Origin of the sequence: Nocardiopsis sp. N85, from assembly GCF_028882275.1 — a bacterium.
Classification (GTDB): Bacteria; Actinomycetota; Actinomycetes; order Streptosporangiales; family Streptosporangiaceae; genus Nocardiopsis; species Nocardiopsis lambiniae.
The window spans coordinates 135865-153433 of sequence record NZ_JARBUT010000016.1 but is presented as its reverse complement, the minus strand read 5'-3'; the positions used below and the strand labels follow the sequence as shown (position 1 = coordinate 153433).

At 73.0% G+C, this 17569-nt stretch carries 11 protein-coding genes; 5 read left to right on the top strand and 6 right to left on the bottom strand.

Annotated elements, in window-relative coordinates; genetic code table 11:
• The first annotated feature begins 248 nt into the window (after nucleotides 1–248).
• Both PWG71_RS21130 and PWG71_RS21125 read left to right on the top strand, forming a co-directional pair.
• Nucleotides 249–377 (top strand): hypothetical protein, encoded by a 129-nt coding sequence (locus tag PWG71_RS21130; RefSeq protein WP_274811655.1) that lies wholly within the window; start codon nucleotides 249–251, stop codon nucleotides 375–377.
• Nucleotides 378–1462: 1085 nt separating this feature from the next.
• On the top strand, nucleotides 1463–1609 hold the full coding sequence (locus tag PWG71_RS21125; protein WP_274811654.1) for a hypothetical protein: 147 nt from the start codon (nucleotides 1463–1465) through the stop codon (nucleotides 1607–1609).
• On the opposite strand, the gene PWG71_RS21120 is transcribed toward PWG71_RS21125, so the two are convergent.
• The 3 genes from PWG71_RS21120 to PWG71_RS21110 all read right to left on the bottom strand — a co-directional run bounded on the left by PWG71_RS21120 (nucleotide 1561) and on the right by PWG71_RS21110 (nucleotide 7621).
• Nucleotides 1561–3909 (bottom strand): SulP family inorganic anion transporter, encoded by a 2349-nt coding sequence (locus tag PWG71_RS21120; RefSeq protein WP_274811653.1) that lies wholly within the window; start codon nucleotides 3907–3909, stop codon nucleotides 1561–1563. The two genes, PWG71_RS21125 and PWG71_RS21120, sit on opposite strands and share 49 nt — an antisense overlap.
• Before the next feature lie 345 nt (nucleotides 3910–4254).
• Nucleotides 4255–6654: a hypothetical protein gene (locus tag PWG71_RS21115; protein ID WP_274811652.1), complete on the bottom strand. Its 2400-nt coding sequence runs from the start codon at nucleotides 6652–6654 to the stop codon at nucleotides 4255–4257.
• Between the two features lie 349 nt (nucleotides 6655–7003).
• Nucleotides 7004–7621 (bottom strand): YbhB/YbcL family Raf kinase inhibitor-like protein, encoded by a 618-nt coding sequence (locus tag PWG71_RS21110; RefSeq protein ID WP_274811651.1) that lies wholly within the window; start codon nucleotides 7619–7621, stop codon nucleotides 7004–7006.
• Nucleotides 7622–7889: 268 nt separating this feature from the next.
• Here PWG71_RS21110 and PWG71_RS21105 point away from each other — a divergent pair, with 268 nt between their 5' ends.
• Nucleotides 7890–11231, top strand: a complete 3342-nt coding sequence (locus PWG71_RS21105) for an AfsR/SARP family transcriptional regulator (RefSeq protein WP_274811650.1) — start codon at nucleotides 7890–7892, stop codon at nucleotides 11229–11231.
• 63 nt (nucleotides 11232–11294) lie between these two features.
• Here the strand turns inward: PWG71_RS21105 and PWG71_RS21100 are convergent, their stop codons facing one another.
• Together PWG71_RS21100 and PWG71_RS21095 are read right to left on the bottom strand one after the other, a co-directional pair.
• Nucleotides 11295–12125, bottom strand: a complete 831-nt coding sequence (locus tag PWG71_RS21100) for an ABC transporter permease (RefSeq protein ID WP_274811649.1) — start codon at nucleotides 12123–12125, stop codon at nucleotides 11295–11297.
• Complete coding sequence (locus PWG71_RS21095) at nucleotides 12122–13078, bottom strand: ATP-binding cassette domain-containing protein (protein ID WP_274811648.1); 957 nt, start codon at nucleotides 13076–13078, stop codon at nucleotides 12122–12124. The genes PWG71_RS21100 and PWG71_RS21095 overlap by 4 nt, the downstream gene beginning before the upstream one ends.
• A 199-nt stretch (nucleotides 13079–13277) precedes the next feature.
• Between PWG71_RS21095 and PWG71_RS21090 the strand changes: the two genes are divergently transcribed.
• Together PWG71_RS21090 and PWG71_RS21085 are read left to right on the top strand one after the other, a co-directional pair.
• Nucleotides 13278–13796 (top strand): PH domain-containing protein, encoded by a 519-nt coding sequence (locus tag PWG71_RS21090; RefSeq protein ID WP_274811663.1) that lies wholly within the window; start codon nucleotides 13278–13280, stop codon nucleotides 13794–13796.
• A 530-nt stretch (nucleotides 13797–14326) separates the two neighbouring features.
• A complete protein-coding gene (locus PWG71_RS21085) occupies nucleotides 14327–15778 on the top strand; it encodes a PH domain-containing protein (protein ID WP_446725071.1) in 1452 nt (483 codons plus the stop codon).
• Nucleotides 15779–15876: 98 nt separating this feature from the next.
• Here the strand turns inward: PWG71_RS21085 and PWG71_RS21080 are convergent, their stop codons facing one another.
• Entirely contained in the window at nucleotides 15877–17274 is a 1398-nt protein-coding gene (locus PWG71_RS21080) for a carboxylesterase/lipase family protein (protein WP_274811647.1), read from the bottom strand.
• Between the last annotated feature and the right edge of the window lie 295 nt (nucleotides 17275–17569).

Below are 17569 nucleotides of genomic sequence, written 5' to 3'. Positions count from 1 at the left end.
ATGGGCGATCGGCGACTGATACCCCCGCACGTCCGGGACCTCTCTCCCGGGCGTGCGGGCACCAAGACGCGGTGCCCCATCCCGGCCGACACCTGGGGAGGGACGGCACCGCAGCCCGGCCGCAAGGGGTGCCGGGCATGGGCCGGGCGCCGCCATGGGCGCTCGGCCTTCCCCGTGAAGACCACGATCGGAGAACGATGTTCTACTACATGAGGGTCAGGGTCGACCTGTCAGAGGAAGGCGCCCGCATGCTGAGGGAAGAGCACGGACTCGCCCCGGCCGAATCGCTGCGCGAGGCGCTGCAAGACGAGGTGTTCACTGCCCTCGAAGCGGCCGGTGCCGAGACCGGGTACCGGCAACAGGTGCGGGTGACCTGACAAACGTCAGGGGGTTCCATCCGGTTGGCGGATGGAACCCCCTGACGGTCTGGGATCGAGCGGAGGGCTCATTTTGGAGGGCGTAGCCGGAGTATTTCCTGCTTGTGGAGCCCGCAGGCGTGGTCGAGCACGGTGACCGCAGGCGGGGCCACGTCCGGAACCAGGACGGCCGAGATCGGCCCGAACGCTCTGTGTGGGAGCTGCCAGGTATCCCGGATCGGGACGACGATCGAGAAATCACGAGCAGGGTGAGGGAGCCGGCGGTTCGGGAGACAGAGAACCTGAGGCGGGTGTGCGGGTGCTCATGGCAGACTGTGAGTAGCGGTCTTTGTCAGTCGAGGCGTGTACACCGAATCCGGTTCGGGTGTCAGAACCCCTCTGCGCGTGCACGGCGTTTGCGCTGTTCATGGCCTTTCGGGAGAAGAATGTGACCCCGGTCACGTGTCCTTGGCGGCATTGAAGGCGTATTGCGTGCAGAAGGGCTGTATCACCGCAGGCCGGACCCTGTGAGAATCGGGAAGGGTTCGGTAGACCTACAAAGCCCATAGGGCATGGAAACGTGCGCCGGTGGTAGCGTCGGTCGGGTTGTTGCCGTGTTCGGTAGACCTACAAAGCCCGTAGGGCATGGAAACGGCCGGGTTCTGTCGTGGACGATCATCTATCTGGTCCGACAGGCCTACAAAGCCCGTAGGGCATGAAGACGTCGAAGTCGGTTATGTCGGCTTTCGGCGAGGTGGCCATGCGCTGCCCGGCCCTTGGCCGTGCTTGCTCGGAGACCGGGAAGCACCAGGGAACAGCGAGAAGCCGCGCCACCTGTACCGACAGGTCGCGCGGCTTCTTCGGGTCTCGGGGCGGATCGACCCGGGACGCCCGGTCGGGCTCCTGCCCACCGGCCGCCCCCTCCCCCTCACTCGCCGCTTCGGCGGGTGGGGCAGGTGTGTACATCCCCGTGGTGATGGTCCATCGGCGAGGGCACCGATAGATTGGGCGGAGCGCTCCGCGCTCCGCACACGCGGGGTGCGGACACCCGCGGGGCCGACGGGGTCGGTCCTCACGGGCATCCGCGTCCACGGAATGGGTGACTCTTGCTCGACTCGACCGGCTTCTGGGTGATCCTCTTCGGCCTGCCGATCATGGCCATCGTGGCGATCGTGCTGCTCGCCACCTACCAGGCCTCGGGGGTTCAGGAGGACGGGCGTGACGACGCGCCCGACGACTCCTCCACCGGCTGAACCAGGTCCCCCTCACGGGGGTGCGGCACCGGATCGGTCACGTCCCGGACATCCTGAACCGGGGTGAACTCCCCGGTCGCGGTGTCCAGCAGGTGTACCCGGGCGGTCTCCAGGTCGTAGTACATCCCGGTCAGTTCCAGCTCTCCGGACTCCAACCGTTCGCGCACCAGCGGGTGCAGTGTCAGGTGGGCGAGCTGCTGTCGGACGTTGGCCTGGGCCAGGCGGCGCAGGGCCTCGGCGGTGGGCAGTCCCGCCAGTGCTCCGACGGGTTCGCCCGCGCGGGTCAGGCTGGTGGCCCCGTTGGTGAGCCAGCGCCGCACGTGCGAGGTGTCGGTGGCGTCGGGGTCCAGATGGGTCTTCTCCAGCAGCGCCTTCATGGCCCCGCAGTGGGAGTGGCCGCACACCACGATCGAGGGCACCCGCAGGACCGCGATCGCGTACTCGACGGCGGCCCCCACCGAGTCGTCGCCGGGACCGTCCGGGGGCGGCACCAGGTTGCCGACGTTGCGCACGGTGAACAGGTCCCCCGGGCCGCTGGCGGTGATGAGGTTGGGCACCACCCGGGAATCGGCGCAGGTGATGAACAGGGCGGTCGGGTTCTGCCCGTGGGACAGTCGGCTCATCAACGAGCGCATCCGGTCGGCGGTGCTGGAGTGGTACTCGCGGGCGCCCGCGGCGAGCAGGCCGATGGGGTCGACCGCCTCGGTGCCCCCGCGCATCTCCCAGGGCGCCCACCAGCGGGCCAGCCCTCGCGGCGTGGTCTTGGTGGCCGGTGCCGACCGTTGTGAGCTGCGCTCGTACCAGCGTTCGTGCACCTCGTCGATGTCCACGGAGCCACCGGTGCGTTCGTGGTCCACGCGCCAGGCGTGGATGGCCTCGAACGCGGCGTGGTCCATGAAGTCCACGTGCAGGTCCAGGTCGACCGCCGCGCCGGCGGGGACGGTGCGCAGGACGTGTGCGAGCCTCGGCACGCCCAGGAAGGTCAGGGAGCCGTGCACGGTGATGTGAACGCGCTCGTCGCGCTCCTCGGTGGTGACGGTGAGCCGGGTCAGGCGGCGCAGGGACACCACCATGGCCAGCGCGAACCCGAGGAACACCCCTTCCAGCAGACCCAGGAGCACCACGCCGGACAGGGTCACCAGGTACACGCCCGCCTCGTGGTGTCGGCGCAGGTCGCGCAGGTGGGCGATGGAGACCATCTGCACGCCGATGAACACCAGCAGCGCGGCCAGCGCGGCCATCGGGATCAGTTCGACCACGTGCGCGAACAGGGCGACGAACACCAGGATCCACACGCCGTGCAGGATCGTGGACAGCGGACTGTGGGCGCCGGCGCGCACGTTGGCGGTGCTGCGCACGATCACCCCGGCCACCGGCAGGCCGCCGAGGGCGCCGCTGATGGCGTTGCCCGCGCCCTGGCCGCACAGTTCGCGGTTGAGCATGACCCGGCGTCCGCTGTGCAGCCGGTCCACGGCGATGGCGGCGAGCAGGGACTCGACGCTGGCGACCATGGCGACGGTGGCCACGCCCAGGAAGACGCCGTGCCACTGGCCGTCCTGGGGCAGGGCGGGCCCGTTCCAGGCGTCGGCCAGCGAGTCGGGCAGGGCGACCGTCTCGACCTCCCAGCGGCCCATGGTGGCGATCACGGTGGCGGTGCCCACCGCGACCAGGGCGGCGGGGACGAGGGCGGGACGGAACCTGCCGATGGCGGGCAGTCTGCCCCAGCAGAACATGATCGCGATGGTGATGACGCCGACGGCCACCGCCGGGGTGTGGTTGTGGGCGATCTGGGCGGGCAGGTCGGCGATGTTGGCCAGGGCGGAACTCTGGGGTTCCCCGCCGAGCACGACGTGCAGTTGGGCCAGGGCGATGGTGACGCCGACCCCGGCGAGCATGCCGTGGACGACCGCCGGTGAGACGGCCAGGGCGGCGCGGGCGATGCGGAAGGCCCCCAGGCCGAGCTGCACGAGGCCGGCCAGCAGGGTGATCAGGCAGGTGACGCGCCAGCCGTAGGTGGCGATGAGGTCGGCGACGATGATGGTCAGGCCGGCGGCGGGGCCGCTGACCTGGACGGCGGATCCGCCGACGAGGCCGACGACGATGCCGCCGACGACGGCGGCGATGATCCCGGCGATGAGCGGCGCCCCGGAGGCGACGGCGATGCCGAGGGAGAGCGGGACGGCGACCAGGAAGACCACGAGGGAGGCGCCGACGTCGGCGGCCGCGCCCTTGCGGTCGGCGCGAGGAGCGGGTACCTCCAGTGGTGGTTCGGGCGGTATTCCCTGGGCGTCGTTGCGCATGGTGACTCCTGTTCTGTTCTGGCAGGTGATGCGTAGGCGCACGGGACGACGGGTGTCCGGACCGGGGGTGCGCGGGCACGACGGGGACCCTTCGAGATGTCTCGAAGGGTGTCGTGTCAATCACCAACTGTAGTCAATGGTGGTAGCGCAGTGTTACGGACTGTTGTGGTTTCGGTAACCATTTTCCCGAGTTCACATGACACGGGTGCGAATACGCACAGAAGAAAAGCCGAGGTGGCGGGTTGAGACCCGCCACCTCGGCAGTGTGAAGTCCTGGGCGGAGTACCGCCCGGCCCTCACCGCGAATCGGAACCGGCGTTCACGCTCGGTGTCCGCGTTGCGGGATCAGCGCAACCGACCGTCGCCGTAGCCGTCGTCGTACCCCCGGTCGTCGCGACCGCGCTGGTCGTAGGGGGCGTCGCGGTAGGGATCAGGGGTCGCGCCGCCGGGGCGGTGCCACTCCTCCAAGGGGCGGTAACCGTCGTACTCCGGCTCCTGGGAGCGCGGCGGGTACTCCCCGCCCAGCACGTCGTCGTATCCGTCGCCCGGAGCCCCGGGGCCGCCCGGGCCGCCGGCGGGACGCCCGTAGGCCGGGTTCGCGCCGGTGGGGGCGCCGTAACCCGGGCCCGGAACGCCGCCGCGCGTCGGGTCGACGGGGTGGCCTCCGGTGGGGGCTCCGTACCCGGGGAAGCCACCGTAGGAGGGGGCGCCGGGCAGGTCGGGCCGCGGCGGGACCGGGCCGCCCTCGAACGGGTCGGGGCGTCCGGTCGGAGCCGGGCCGCCGTAGCCACCGGGCGTGTTCGGCGCGCCGAAGGAGTCCTCGCCCGGCCCCCACAACGGGTCGTTGCCCGGTCGGGCGGGCCGACGGTGGGAACCGGTGTCGTAGGACGGACCCGGGCCATAGGGGGAGGGGGACGGCGGCCTGGTGTGGGATCCGGTGTCCTCGGGCCGGCCGTGGCTGCCGGTGTCGTACTCCGGGCGGGTGTAGGGGCCGGTGTCGTAGGAGGGGCGGGTGTGTTCGCCGGTGTCGTACTCGGGACGTCGCGGCGCGCTCGGCCCTCCGGGCACGGGGCTTCCGGGCACGTGGCCCCCGGTGTCGTAGGGGGAGCGGGTGTGCGTCCCGCTGTCGTACGGGTCGTAGGAGGGCCGCGCGCGGGCTCCGCCGTCGTACCCGGGACGCGTGTGGGATCCGGTGTCGTACTCCGGGCGGGTGTGGGAGCCGGTGTCGTAGGAGGGGCGGGTGTGTTCGCCGGTGTCGTACTCGGGACGTCGCGGCGCGCTCGGCCCTCCGGGCACGGGGCTTCCGGGCACGTGGCCCCCGGTGTCGTAGGGGGAGCGGGTGTGCGTCCCGCTGTCGTACGGGTCGTAGGAGGGCCGCGCGCGGGCTCCGCCGTCGTACCCGGGACGCGTGTGGGATCCGGTGTCGTACTCCGGGCGGGTGTGGGAGCCGGTGTCGTAGGAGGGGCGGGTGTGTTCGCCGGTGTCGTACTCGGGACGTCGCGGCGCGCTCGGCCCTCCGGGCACGGGGCTTCCGGGCACGTGGCTCCCGGTGTCGTAGGGGGAGCGGGTGTGCGTCCCGCTGTCGTACGGGGAGGACCGCCGGTGCGTTCCCGTGTTGTGGCCCGCCAACGGGTCGGGCCGGTTCGGGGCGGGGTATCCACCGCTCAGCGGGTCGCCGGGCATGCCCGGAGCAACCCCGTAACCGCCCTGCGGTCGCTGGTGGGAGCCGGTGTCCAGGCTCGACCAGATCGGTGATCCCGTGGTGGAACCGGGGGAGGGGGAGCCCCGGAAACCGGGGTCCAGCGGATCGGCGTCGAGCGAGGAGCCGCCCCGGCCGCCGTCGTAGGACGACGGGGAGTAGGGGGACGTTCCCGAGGACGGCGTCGACCCGCTCGCCGACGGGGCCCCGAGCGGGTCGCGCGGGGTTCCGAGGGGACCGCCCAAGGGGTCCGCGCCGCCGGAGAGGTCGGCGTTCGGCGCGGTCAGCCGGTCGGCCAGCGACCGGGTGTCCGAGGAGGGGGGTGTGTTCACCTTCCAGGAACTGGAGCTCAGCGGATCGTCGTCCGCTCCTGCGGGCGCGGGAACGGTCGGGGATCCGGCGGAGGGCAGTTCGGTGCGCTCGGGACGCGGAGGCAGGGCCCGCTCGTTCTCCGGGACCGGCGGGGGCTCCTCGTTACGGCCCAGACTGGCCAGCACGGCCAGGTCGGACGAGGGGTCGGGGCCGGTCGCGCGAGGCAGGACGGTGGTGGCTCCGGGCGGCCCGGACGCCTCGTTGTCGTCGTAGTCCTCGTACCCGTCGTCCTCGTCCTCGTCCTCGTACTCGTACGCGGTGACGTTGGGTCCCCGGTCGTCCGCCCGTTCGCCCCGGGCCCGGCCCCCGCCGCCGCGCTCGTCGACGTCCTCGCCGCCCAGACTCGACCAGAAGCCGCCGTCCTCGTCGTCGTCATCCCAGTCCACCTCGCGTTTGTTGCGCCGCGCCTTGGGCTTGGGCCGCCGCTCCGGGCGTCGCTCGGGCCGTCCGCCCTGGCGCCGTCCGCGTCCGCGCGGTGCGTCGTCGCGACCGTCGTCCCGGTGGCCCTCCTCGTCGGGCGCGCGTTCGCCCTCCTCGGCATCGTCGTACTCGTAGTCGTCGTCCTCGTAACGGTCGTCACGCGACCCCAGGTTGAGCGCGCGCATGCCCAGCAACAGGAGCAACAGCACGGCCAGCACGACGACGACGGCGATGATGATGACGGTGAGGGTCATGGTGTACGCACTACCTTGGGGAGGTCGGCCGCGCGCCCGGATTCCTCCGGCGAACGGTCCGGGCGGGTCCTATCGGAGCGAGGCGGCGACCGCCTGTTCCCGTGGAGGGCCGGCCTGCTGGTCGGGTGTGGTGCAGGCGACTCCTGTGCGGTCTCAGGTCAGCGTGCCGCGCGGCGAGTGGACGGGTATCGGTCAATCTGAAAAGGGACGGGGGGCACTGCCCCACTGTATGCGCTGTGGCGGCCTGTGTGCAGAGGGCGATCCGAGCTTCCTGGGGGAATCCCGGAAGCGTCGTCCGCACGGGTCCACCCGGGGCGGACCCGCGGAGAGGCGACCATCATGACCCACATCACCCGGTGCCGGTGACGAGCGAACCCCTCCCGATCGCACGCTCGGCGATCGCCTCCAGCGTCGATCCCAGCTCCGCGCCCTCGGGCAGGTCCAACGGCGCCTCAAGGGCGTAGACCGTGAACCGGTACCCGTGCGGGTCGTCCTCCTCCGGGCAGGGAGGGTCGTAGGAGGCCTCACCGGCGCTGTTGAGCCCCTGCCGGGCGTCGGCGGGCACCGTGTTCTGCCGCAGTTCGCCCAACTGCGGATCCAGGTCGTACAGCACCCAGAACACCTCGGCGGCCTGGGGATCGTCCACCACCAGCGCGATCGACACCGTGTCCTCGGGCAGTCCCGACCAGGTCAGCGGTGGGGAGACGGTCTCGCGTTCCCCGTCCTGCCCCGTCTCCTCGCCGACGCAGCTGTAGGCGTCGGCCAGCGGCCGGCCCTCCTGCATCAAGGGGCTGGTGACGGTGATGTCGTCGGGCATGTCCCCGTTCTGGCCGGGGGAGAACAGGCCGCAGCCCGTGGTCAGGGTCAACGCCGTCCCCGCCGCCAGGGCGCCCGCGAGCGCGCCGGGGAAGGTGCGGGGCGCGCGGCGCGCCCCGGTCGTCCGGGGGGAAGGGAGGGCCGGGAACAATGTGGGACTCCTGCTGGACTCTCGGAATCGCGGGACGCGGTAGGGACGCGGCGCCCCGCAGGACGGACCCGCTCGCGGCGCGGCCTCCGGGACGGCCCCGGCGCCGGGCGTGGCGGAGGGACGTGCGCCAACACCCGCACACGTTCCTGAGCGAACCCTACTGTGGACCCGGCGCACGTGATCCCCGCCCACCGCGGTGGGCGCCGGATGTCCACCGCGCCCCCCGGGAGCCGACACCCCACCGCTTCCGGGGGGCCATGATGGAGGGGTGCGGTTCTCCACTCTGGGTCCCCTGCTGGTCCACGACGCCGCGGGGGAGCCCGTGACCATCGGCGGTGCCCGGCTGCGCACCCTCCTCGGGCTGCTGCTGCTCAGCCCCGACCACTGGGTGACCACCGACCGCCTCCTCGCGTCCGTGTGGGAGGACGCGCCTCCCGTCGGAGCGACCAACGCCCTCCAGGCGTTGGTCTCCCGGCTGCGCCGCGCCCTGGCCGGGGGCGCGGAGATCGAGGGGGGTCCCCAGGGGTACCGGTTGGCCGTGGCGCCCGACCGGGTCGACCTGTTCGTGTTCGAGGACCTGGTCCGCGAGGGCCGCTCCCACCGTGCCGCCGGACGCCCCGCCCCGGCCTTGGCCGACCTGGAACGGGCCCTGGGGCTGTGGCGGGGACCCGCCCTGGTGGACCTGACCGCCCGCGGCCTGGCCGAGGGCGTCGCCGCGCGCCTCGCCGAGACCCGGTCGACCGCCCGCGAGGAGCGGCTGGCGGCCCTGCTCGACCTGGGCCGTACCGCCGACGCGGTGGCCGAGGCCGAGGCGCTGGCCGAGGGGGAGCCGCACCGGGAGCGCCCGCTGGAACTCCTCGTCCGCGCCCTCGCGGCGGCCGGTCGCACCGCCGACGCGGTGGACGTCTACGCGCGGTTCCGCGCCCGCCTGGCCGATGACCTGGGACTGGACCCGTCGCCGCGTCTGGCCGAGGTCCATCTGCGCCTGCTGCGCGGCGAACTCTCCGCTCCGACGACGACGACGGCGGCGGCGACCGCGCGCGTCCCACGACCGGTACCCGATCGCCCGGCCCTCTCCGTGGGAGCGGCCCCTTCCGGCGGGGCCCCCGTGTCGGTGGAGGCGGTCCCCGTGCGCCTGCCGGTGCCGCTCACCGGGTTCGTGCCGCGCGCGGAGGTCGACATCGCCGTGGACCTGCTCTCCCGCGACCGCCTGGTCACCCTCCTGGGCCCCGGCGGGGCGGGTAAGACCCGGCTGGCCGTGGAGGCCGCCACCGCCTTCGCCGCGCGGGTCCCCGGTCTGATCGACCGAGGCGCCTGGTTCGTCGAACTCGCCCCGCTCACCGAGGGCGTCGACATCCCCGACGCCGTCGCCGACACGCTCGGCCTGCGCGAACACGCCCTCCTCCAGGCCCGATCGGCTCCGCCCCCGCCGCCCGCCGAACGCGTCGCCGCGTTCATCGCCGACCAGCCCCTGCTCCTGGTCCTGGACAACTGCGAACACCTCGTCGCCGACGCCGCCCGGTTCACCGCCCTCCTCCTGTCCCGCTGCCCGCGCCTGCGCGTCCTCGCCACCTCTCGCGAACCCCTCGGCACGCCCGGCGAGCACCTCCTGCCCGTCCCCTCGCTGTCCCTGCCCGCCGAGCACGCCGACGCCGAGGAGGCCGCGGCGGCCCTGTCCGTGGTCCTGTTCACCGAACGCGCCCGCGCCGTCCGCCCCGGTTTCGCCGTGACCGACGACAACGTCCACCATGTCGTCCGCATCGTCCGAGCCCTCGACGGGATGCCCCTGGCCTTGGAGTTGGCGGCAGCCCGCCTGCGCGTCATGACCCCCGACCACCTCGCCGACCGCCTCGACGACCGGTTCCGGCTCCTGGGCGGCGGGGTGCGCCGCACGCCCCGGCACAGCACGCTGCGGGCCGTCGTCGACTGGAGCTGGGACCTGTTGGACGAGGCGGGACGCCGGCTCCTGCGCCGCCTGTCGGTGTTCGCCGGCGGCGCCTCCCTCGACTCCCTGGAACGGGTGTGCGCGGACCCCGACCGTCCCGGCACCGTCGCCGGTCACGACGTGTGGACGGTCCTGTTCGACCTGGTCGACAAGTCGCTGGTCATCGCGGAGGATCCCCGACGGGCCCAGGCCCCGCCCCGTTACCGGCTCCTGGAGACCGTGCGCGCCTACGCCGCCGGGCGTCTCGCCGACGCGGGGGAGGTCGATCGGGTCCGCGACGCGCACGCCCGCCACGTTCGCGACCTGTGGCGCACGGCCGACCCGCTGTTGCGCGGTCCCCGGCAGGGCGAGCTGCTCGCCCGACTGCACGACGAGAACGACGACTTCGCCCTCGCCGTGCGCTGGGCCTTGGAGCGCCGCGACGTCGCCACCGCCCTGGACCTCATCGAGTACTCCCAGTGGTACTGGACCCTCGGCGACTCCTGGGAACCGCTCTCCCGCTGGTCCAAGGAGGTCCTCGACCTGATGGGCGACGAGGTGCCGGCCGGACGCGCGGTCGCCCACGCCAGTTGTCTGTTCCACCTGTCGGCCTCGTCCGTGACCTCCCTCGACGACGTCCAGGGACACGTGCGGGCGGTGGAGGAGGCGCTCGCGGTGGAAGGCCTCCTCCCCGAGGATCACCCCCTGCTGGTCTACGTCCTCATGTACCGGGTGATACTGGAGGGCGACGGGACCACGAGGGCGCGGATCGCGCGCGCCCTGGACGGTCCCGATCCCTGGATGCGCGCCATGGTGCGGCTCCTGCTGTCCCTGGCCGACGCCCTCTCCGGGCGACTCCCCTCGGCGTTGGAACAGGCGACCGAGGCGCTGGAGGGGTTCCGCGCGCTCGACGACGCCTGGGGGCAGTGCCAGGCCCTGGCCCAGGTGATCGACGTGCGCCGCTACGACGACCTGGACCACTGCCGGGAGCTCATGGACGAGGGGGTCCTCCTGGCCGAGGGCAGGAGCCTGGAGGGCATGGCCGGGGTGTTCCGGATCCGACGCGCCCAGATCCACATCGACAGGGGCGATCTGGTGGCCGCGCGGGCCGATCTGGATCTGGCGTCGGCCGCGGGGGGTCCCGCCCAGCCCGAGCACCGGGTGCTGCTGTTGCTGGCCGAGGCCCAGTGGGAGCGCGAGCGGGGCGAGCACGCGCGCGCCCGCGCCCTGGTGGACCGGATCGGTCCGTTGGTGGAGGCGCTCGGCGGGTTCGCGCCGACCTATGTCGAGGTCGGCTCGTCCGCCTTGGCGGCGACCATCTCCTGGTCCTCCGGTGACACGGAGGCGGCCTGGCGCGAGGCGGGGCGCTCGTGGTGGTCGGTCATCGGCCTCATGGGCCCGATCCGCTCGGAGCTGTTGGAGGTCATGGCCGCGATGACGGTGGAGGAGGACCCCCACCGGGCGGCCCTGCTGATGGGATGGTCGGTGGGGCTGCGAGGCGTCCCCGACACCACCACCCCGCTCGTGCTGCGCGTCGACGCACGGCTCCGGGACCGGCTCGGAGACGGGGAGTACACCCGGATCGTGTCGGAGGCGGCGGCGTCACCGGCGGCGGAGATCCTCGAAAAGGCCTCACGGTGGCTGTCCGGGATCGTCCCCGATCCGGGGTCCGCCCATCGTCGGTGACCGTGCCGGTCCGCTCCGGTCGCCCCGGGACGACACGTCCCCGGCCGACCGGAGCGGACCGGTTCAGGTGCGGCGTCGGTAGGCCCACACCGCGGGTGGGAAGAACACGGCGGTGATGATCGCCGCCCACACCAGCGTCCACGTCACCGGGCCGGCGACATCGCCGCCGAGCATCAGCCCGCGCATGGCGTCCACGATGTGCGTGACCGGGTTGTTCGACGCGATGACCCGCAGCCAGGACGGCATGCTGTCGGGATCGACGAACGCCGAGCTGGCGAAGGTCAGCGGGAACATCAGGATCATCCCGAACGCCTGCACCGCCATCGGGGTGCGCACGATCATGCCGACGAACGCCGACATCCAGCACAGGGCGAACGCGAACAGCAGCACCAGCGCGCCGGCGGCGACCACACCGACCACACCGCCCTCGGGTCGGAACCCGATGATCAGACCCACGGCGATCACCATCACCACGGTGATCGTGTAGCGCACCAGGTCGCCCAGGATCGCTCCGATCAGCGGGGCCGACCGGGCGATGGGCAGGGAACGGAACCGGTCGAAGATGCCCTTCTCCACGTCCTGGCTCAACGCGAACCCGGTGCCCAGTGTCGCGAAGATCACCGACTGCGCCACGATGCCGGGCATGAGGAAGTCCCGGTAGGCCTGCCAGTCGCCCATCAGCGCCTGTCCGAACACGAACACGAACAGGGTCACGAACATGACGGGCTGGAGGATGAGCCCGAAGACCTCCTCCGGGTTGGCCCTGATCTTGAGGACGCTGCGCCAGGCCAGCTGGAGGCCGTTGCCCACGGTGGTCAGGGGGGTGATGCGCTCGGGCACGAGGGGCAGGGCCCCGTCATCCGTCGACGGCTCCCGTGTCGTCACGGTGCTCATACCGGTGTCCCTTCGGTCTCTTCCTCGGCGGAGTGCCCGGTCAGGGCGAGGAACACCTCGTCCAGGCTCGGCTTGCGCAGGGACAGTTCGGCGACGGCCACGCCCTGCTCGTCCAGTCGGCGCACGACCTCGGGCAGCACGCGCGGGTCACTGACCGCGACGCTCGCCACCAGGTCGTCCCGGGTGACCGGGCTGCTGGTGACCGCCTCGATGATCCTGGTGGCCAGCGGCAGCCGCCCGGGGTCGACGGTGCGCAGCTCCAGTACCTGGTCGCCGGTCCGGTTCTTCAACTCCTCGGGGGTGCCCCGGCTGATGACCCGACCGTGGTCGAGCACCATCAGGTCGTCGGCCAGCCGGTCGGCCTCCTCCAGGTACTGGGTGGTGAGCAGGACGGTCACCCCGTCGTCCACCAGGTCGCGGACCACGTCCCACAGTCCGTTGCGGCTGCGCGGGTCCAGCCCGGTCGTCGGCTCGTCCAGGTACAACAGGGCGGGCCGTCCGACCAGGCTCGCGGCCAGGTCCAGGCGTCGGCGCATGCCGCCCGAGTAGGTCTTGGCGGGACGGCCGCCGGCGTCGGACAGCGAGAACCGTTCCAACAGTTCGTCGGCGCGGGCACGGGCGCCGGAGCGGTCGAAGCCGAGCAGACGGGCGATCAGCACCAGGTTCTGGATCCCGGTCAGTTCATCGTCGACCGCGGCGTACTGGCCGGTCAGACCGATCAGGCGGCGCACCTCGTGGGGTCGACGCATCACGTCGAACCCGCCGACCTCCGCGTGTCCGGCGTCCGGCCGCAGCAGGGTGGCCAGGATGCGCACCGTGGTGGTCTTGCCGGATCCGTTCGGGCCCAGGACGCCCAGCACGGTCCCCGTTCTGGCGGTCAGGTCCACCCGGTCCAGGGCCCTCTTGCCCTTGAACTCTTTGACCAGGCCCTCCGCGCGGATGGCGTGTGTCATCGCGCTCCTCCGTTCGTACGTTCGATGACCAGTCTCCTCCTCGGCCCTGACAGAACGCTGACATGGGGAGGGGGCCGCCCACGTCCGGCTGACACCCGGTGTCCCCGGATCGCCCGGCCACCGGGCATCGCGCGGCCCTAGACTCGTGTGCGTGAACTCCACCCCGCCCGATCCCGAGATCCCCCCGACGTCGGAACCGATGACCACGGCCCGTCTCCGCCCACCCGAGCGTCGGGTGAGCGGACGCGCGGTCGGCGTGTGGACGGTGCGCCTGCTGATGGGCGGTGTGTTCGTCACGCTCATGTTGAGCGCGGCCGCGTGGGCGGTGACCTCCCTCGGATGGGGCTGGCCATCGCCGTGGGTGCGCGAGTACGCCCCGTTCGTCCCCCTCGTCTACGGAACGTACGCGCTGGCCAGGGCGGCGATCGTGCCGTCCTGGCGCTACCGGGTGCACAGGTGGGAGATCGCGGAGGACGTCATCTACACGCGGGCGGGGTGGGTGAGCCGCACCTGGCAGCTGGTCCCGGTGAACCGGTTGCAGACGGTCGACCACACCCAGGGGTGGCTGGAGCGACTCTTCGGGGTGGCGACGCTGGAGGTGCAGACCGCCTCCTACGCCGGGTCGTCGACCATCGAGGGCCTGGACGCCGAGGAGGCGCGCGGATTGAGCGAGGAGCTCGCCGTGCGCGCGGGCGCGCTGCGGGACGACGCGACCTGATGGGCGATCACGAGGAGCACGGCTGGGTGGCCCCGGGTTCCACCCCTTCCCCGCACGCCTTCCACGACCCCGATGTCCCCTCCTCCTCCGCGACTCCCGAGGACGCGGTGCGTCCCGGGGCCGGTGGTGGGGTGACCGAGGACCCCGCGCCCGATATGTCCCCTGAACCGGGCGCACGGGACGCGCCGGACGCGCCGACCACCTCGGGCACGCCGGGTACGTCGCACGCGCCGGACGCGTCGGATGCGCCGACCGACTCGGGCTCACCGGACGTGCCGAGTGCGCCGGACGCGGCGGAGTTGTCGGGCGCACGGGATGCGTCGAACGCGACGGGCACGTCGGATGCGCTGGACGCGCCGGGCGCTCGGCTCGCGTCGGACACGCCGGATGCGGCGGGCGCAACGGGCGCACGGGATGTGTCGGACGCCTGTGAGGAGACCGCGGAGGGCGCTCGGGACTGGTGGGGCGGGGAACACCCGGCCCCCACCGCGCTCGTCTCCGAGCGCGAGCGGCGGCTCAGCCCGCGCAGCATGGTGGTCGGCCCCGTCAACCAGCTCCGCAGCCTCTTGCTGCCGATCCTCTTCGGTCTGGTCGTCGGCGGGTTCAACCCGTGGGTGCTCGGCGCCACCGGCGCCGGCATCGTCGCCCTGCTCGTCAACGGCTTCGTCACCTGGCGGACCACACGTTACGAGGTGGGCGAGGACCGTCTGGAGATCCGCAAGGGCCTGGTGCGCCGCTCCCGGCGCACCATCCCCCTGGAACGGGTCCGGGGCGTCGATGTGACCAGCACCCTCCTGCACCGGATCCTCGGCGTGGCGGTGGTGCGCATCGAGGCCGCGGCCGGGTCGGCCGGTGCCACCGAGGACGGCAAGCTCGACGCCGTGGACATCGCCGAGGCCGAACGGCTGCGCCGGGTCCTGCTGCACCGGCGGGAGGTGCTGACCGGGCGGGCGTCCGCGGACACCCCGGACGACGCCTCCGCGCCCTCCGGGGAGGGCGGGGGGACGGACGAGGGGATCGTCCACTTCGCGGTGCCCCGCTCCTGGTACCTCTACGGGGCACTGAGCCTGGGCTACCTGCTCACCCCGTTCGCGGTGCTGGCCACCCTGTTCGGCGCGGTCCAGCAGACGGCGGGGGAGTGGGCCACCGACGCGTTCATCGACTGGGTGCGGGACTCCGACCGCAGCGGACTGGTCATGTTCGCCGTGGCCGGCGTCGTGATCATCGTGCTGCTGATGCCGGTGTTCGCGGTGGTCTCCTACGCCATCACCCACTGGGGTTTCACGCTCCGCGAACGCGATGGTTCCCTGGTGGCCGAACGCGGTCTGTTCACCCGGCGCAGCGTCACCCTGGAGAAACGGCGCATCCGAGGCTACGAACTGGCCGACAACCCGCTCGAACGTCTGCGCGGCGCCGTGCGCCTGCGCGCCATCGTCACCGGTCTCGGGGACGCGGCGGGTCGATCGGTGCTACTGCCCATCGGCCCGCGCGGCGAGGTCGAGGCGGTCGTCGACCGTGCCCTGGGCCGGTACACCGGAACGCTGCGTCGCCACCCGCGCGCCGCGCTGGTCCGCCGCCTGCTGCGCTCGGTGGGCCCGCCGGCCCTGGCCGTCGCAGTGGCGGTCGCGTTCGGCCCCGCCTGGACGGTCGTCCTCACACTGACCCTCACGGTCGCCGGGGTGCCTCTGGGCGTGGACCGCTACCGGTCCCTGGGGCACGGGTACGACGGGGAACGCGTGAGCGTGCGCTCGGGGTCGATCTCCCGGTCCCAGGCCACGGTGGAGCGGTCGGCGGTGATCGGCTGGACCTGGAGCCAGACGTTGTTCCAGCGCAGGTCCGGTCTGGCCGACCTCCAGGTCACCGTGGGCGCCGGCGCGGGCGGGTACACCGCGCAGGACGCCTCCCTGGGCGCGTCGGTCGCCTTCGCCGCCGACGTCACCCCGGACATGGTCCGTCCCTTCCTGGTCGACCCGCGCCCCTGACCCGGCCGGCCGGGTCACGGCGGAGATCGCGTGCTCCCGGTGGCGAAGCGCCCACCCGCCGACGGCCGCGCCGGGTCTCGCCGACCCGGCGGGTCCCGTCAGGCGGCGTCCAGGACGTGCGGCCCGGCCCGGTCGGCCCACGCGGGCCACCCCGGGTCGCCGTCGCGGACGAACCCCACCCAGGCCCGGTGCGTCCGCGCCGCCAGTTCGGCGGGGGCGTCCGGGCCGGTCATGGCCAGGGCACCCGGGGTCCCCAGCCGGTCGAACACGAACGGCAGCTCCATGCAGTGGGCCGCGCCCAGTCCCGCCACCCGGCTGCGCCAGGCGAACCCGTACACGTGCGAGTCCACGCCCCGGGCGGCGCGCGCCCGCGCCACCCGACGGATCGGGCGTTCCAGGACCACCTCTCCGATCATGGCCCCGGCGAGCATGCCCGTGCCCATGTCGGGGCGTCGGCCCCGCAAACGGCGCAGGGTCGCGGGCCCCACCCCGAACCGCAGTGAGCCCAGGGCGAGCAGCGGCCATCCCAGGTCGCTGTCGGCCCCGGTGGGGGCCAACCAGAGCCGGTGCTCCTCCACGGTGGTGCCCATCATCAGGTCCAGGTGGTCGGCGGCGCCCGTGCGCAGCGCGTCGTAGGGGGAGCGCGGCACCAGGTCGCCGTCCACCGCCAGCGCGAACGACGGTCCGCCCACCAGCGGGTTCCCCGTGGCCATCGCCCGATGCTGGGCGGCCACGAGTTCCTTCGGGGAGGTGTCGGCGAAGGCGTCCCGGGTGGCGGGGATGCCCAGGTCCTCGGCGATGAGCCGGCTCACCCTCCCGGCCTTGTCGGGGGCGACCGCCGAGAGCGGTCCGCTCTGGAGGATCGCCCGTCGCATCAGTCGTCCGCCCTCGGGGTGGGCCACCAGCGCGGCGGTGGTGGAGGCCCCCGCCGACTGCCCGGCCACCGTGATCCGTTCCGGGTCGCCGCCGAACGCGCCGATCTCCCGTCGCACCCACCGCAGCGCCGCCAACTGGTCGGCCAGTCCCAGGTTGAGCGGCGCGCCCTCCAGTACGGAGAACCCTTCCGAGCCCAGTCGGTAGTTGGCCGACACGAACACGACACCGTCACGGGCGAACGCGGTCCCGTCGTAGGCGCTCAGGGCGTTGGCGCCCCGGACCAGGGCGCCGCCGTGGAACCACAACAGCACCGGCAGCGAACCGGGTTCGGCGTGTTCGGGAGCCCATACGTTGACGTGCAGGAAGTCGTCACCGACGTGGTCCACCGACGGCAGGATCTCCCCGATGGGGCCCTCATAGGGCGCCTGCGGGGCGCCGGGGCCGTGCGCGGTGGCGTCGCGCACGCCCTCCCACGGATCGCGCGACGCCGGCGGGGCGAACCGGTGTTCGCCGACGGGCGGGGCCGCGTAGGGGACGCCCAGGTGCCGGACGATCCCCCCTTCGGCGGTACCGCGCAGCGCGCCGGCGCCGACGCGCACGGTGGGTCCGTCCACGGTCATGAGTGCTCTCCTCGGGGGAACGGTGGAGTGCGATCGTATGCGCCGCCTCCGGTGGCGGGTCCGGGCACCCCCGCCGATGGGCGCGTTCCACCGGCGCGGCGGTGTCGCCCGGGTCGCCGCGCCCTCCACGGGCCCGTGCGGGGCCGGTCCGGGCCCCGGCTTCGACGGGCTCGGGGCCGGTCCGCGCGACGGCGACGTCCGGGTGGAGGAGAGCGGCGAGGCCTCGGACACGGCCGAGGGCGGCCGCCGGTGGCGGCCGCCCTCGTGGGAAGCGGTGTCGGGCCCGGTGTTCCCG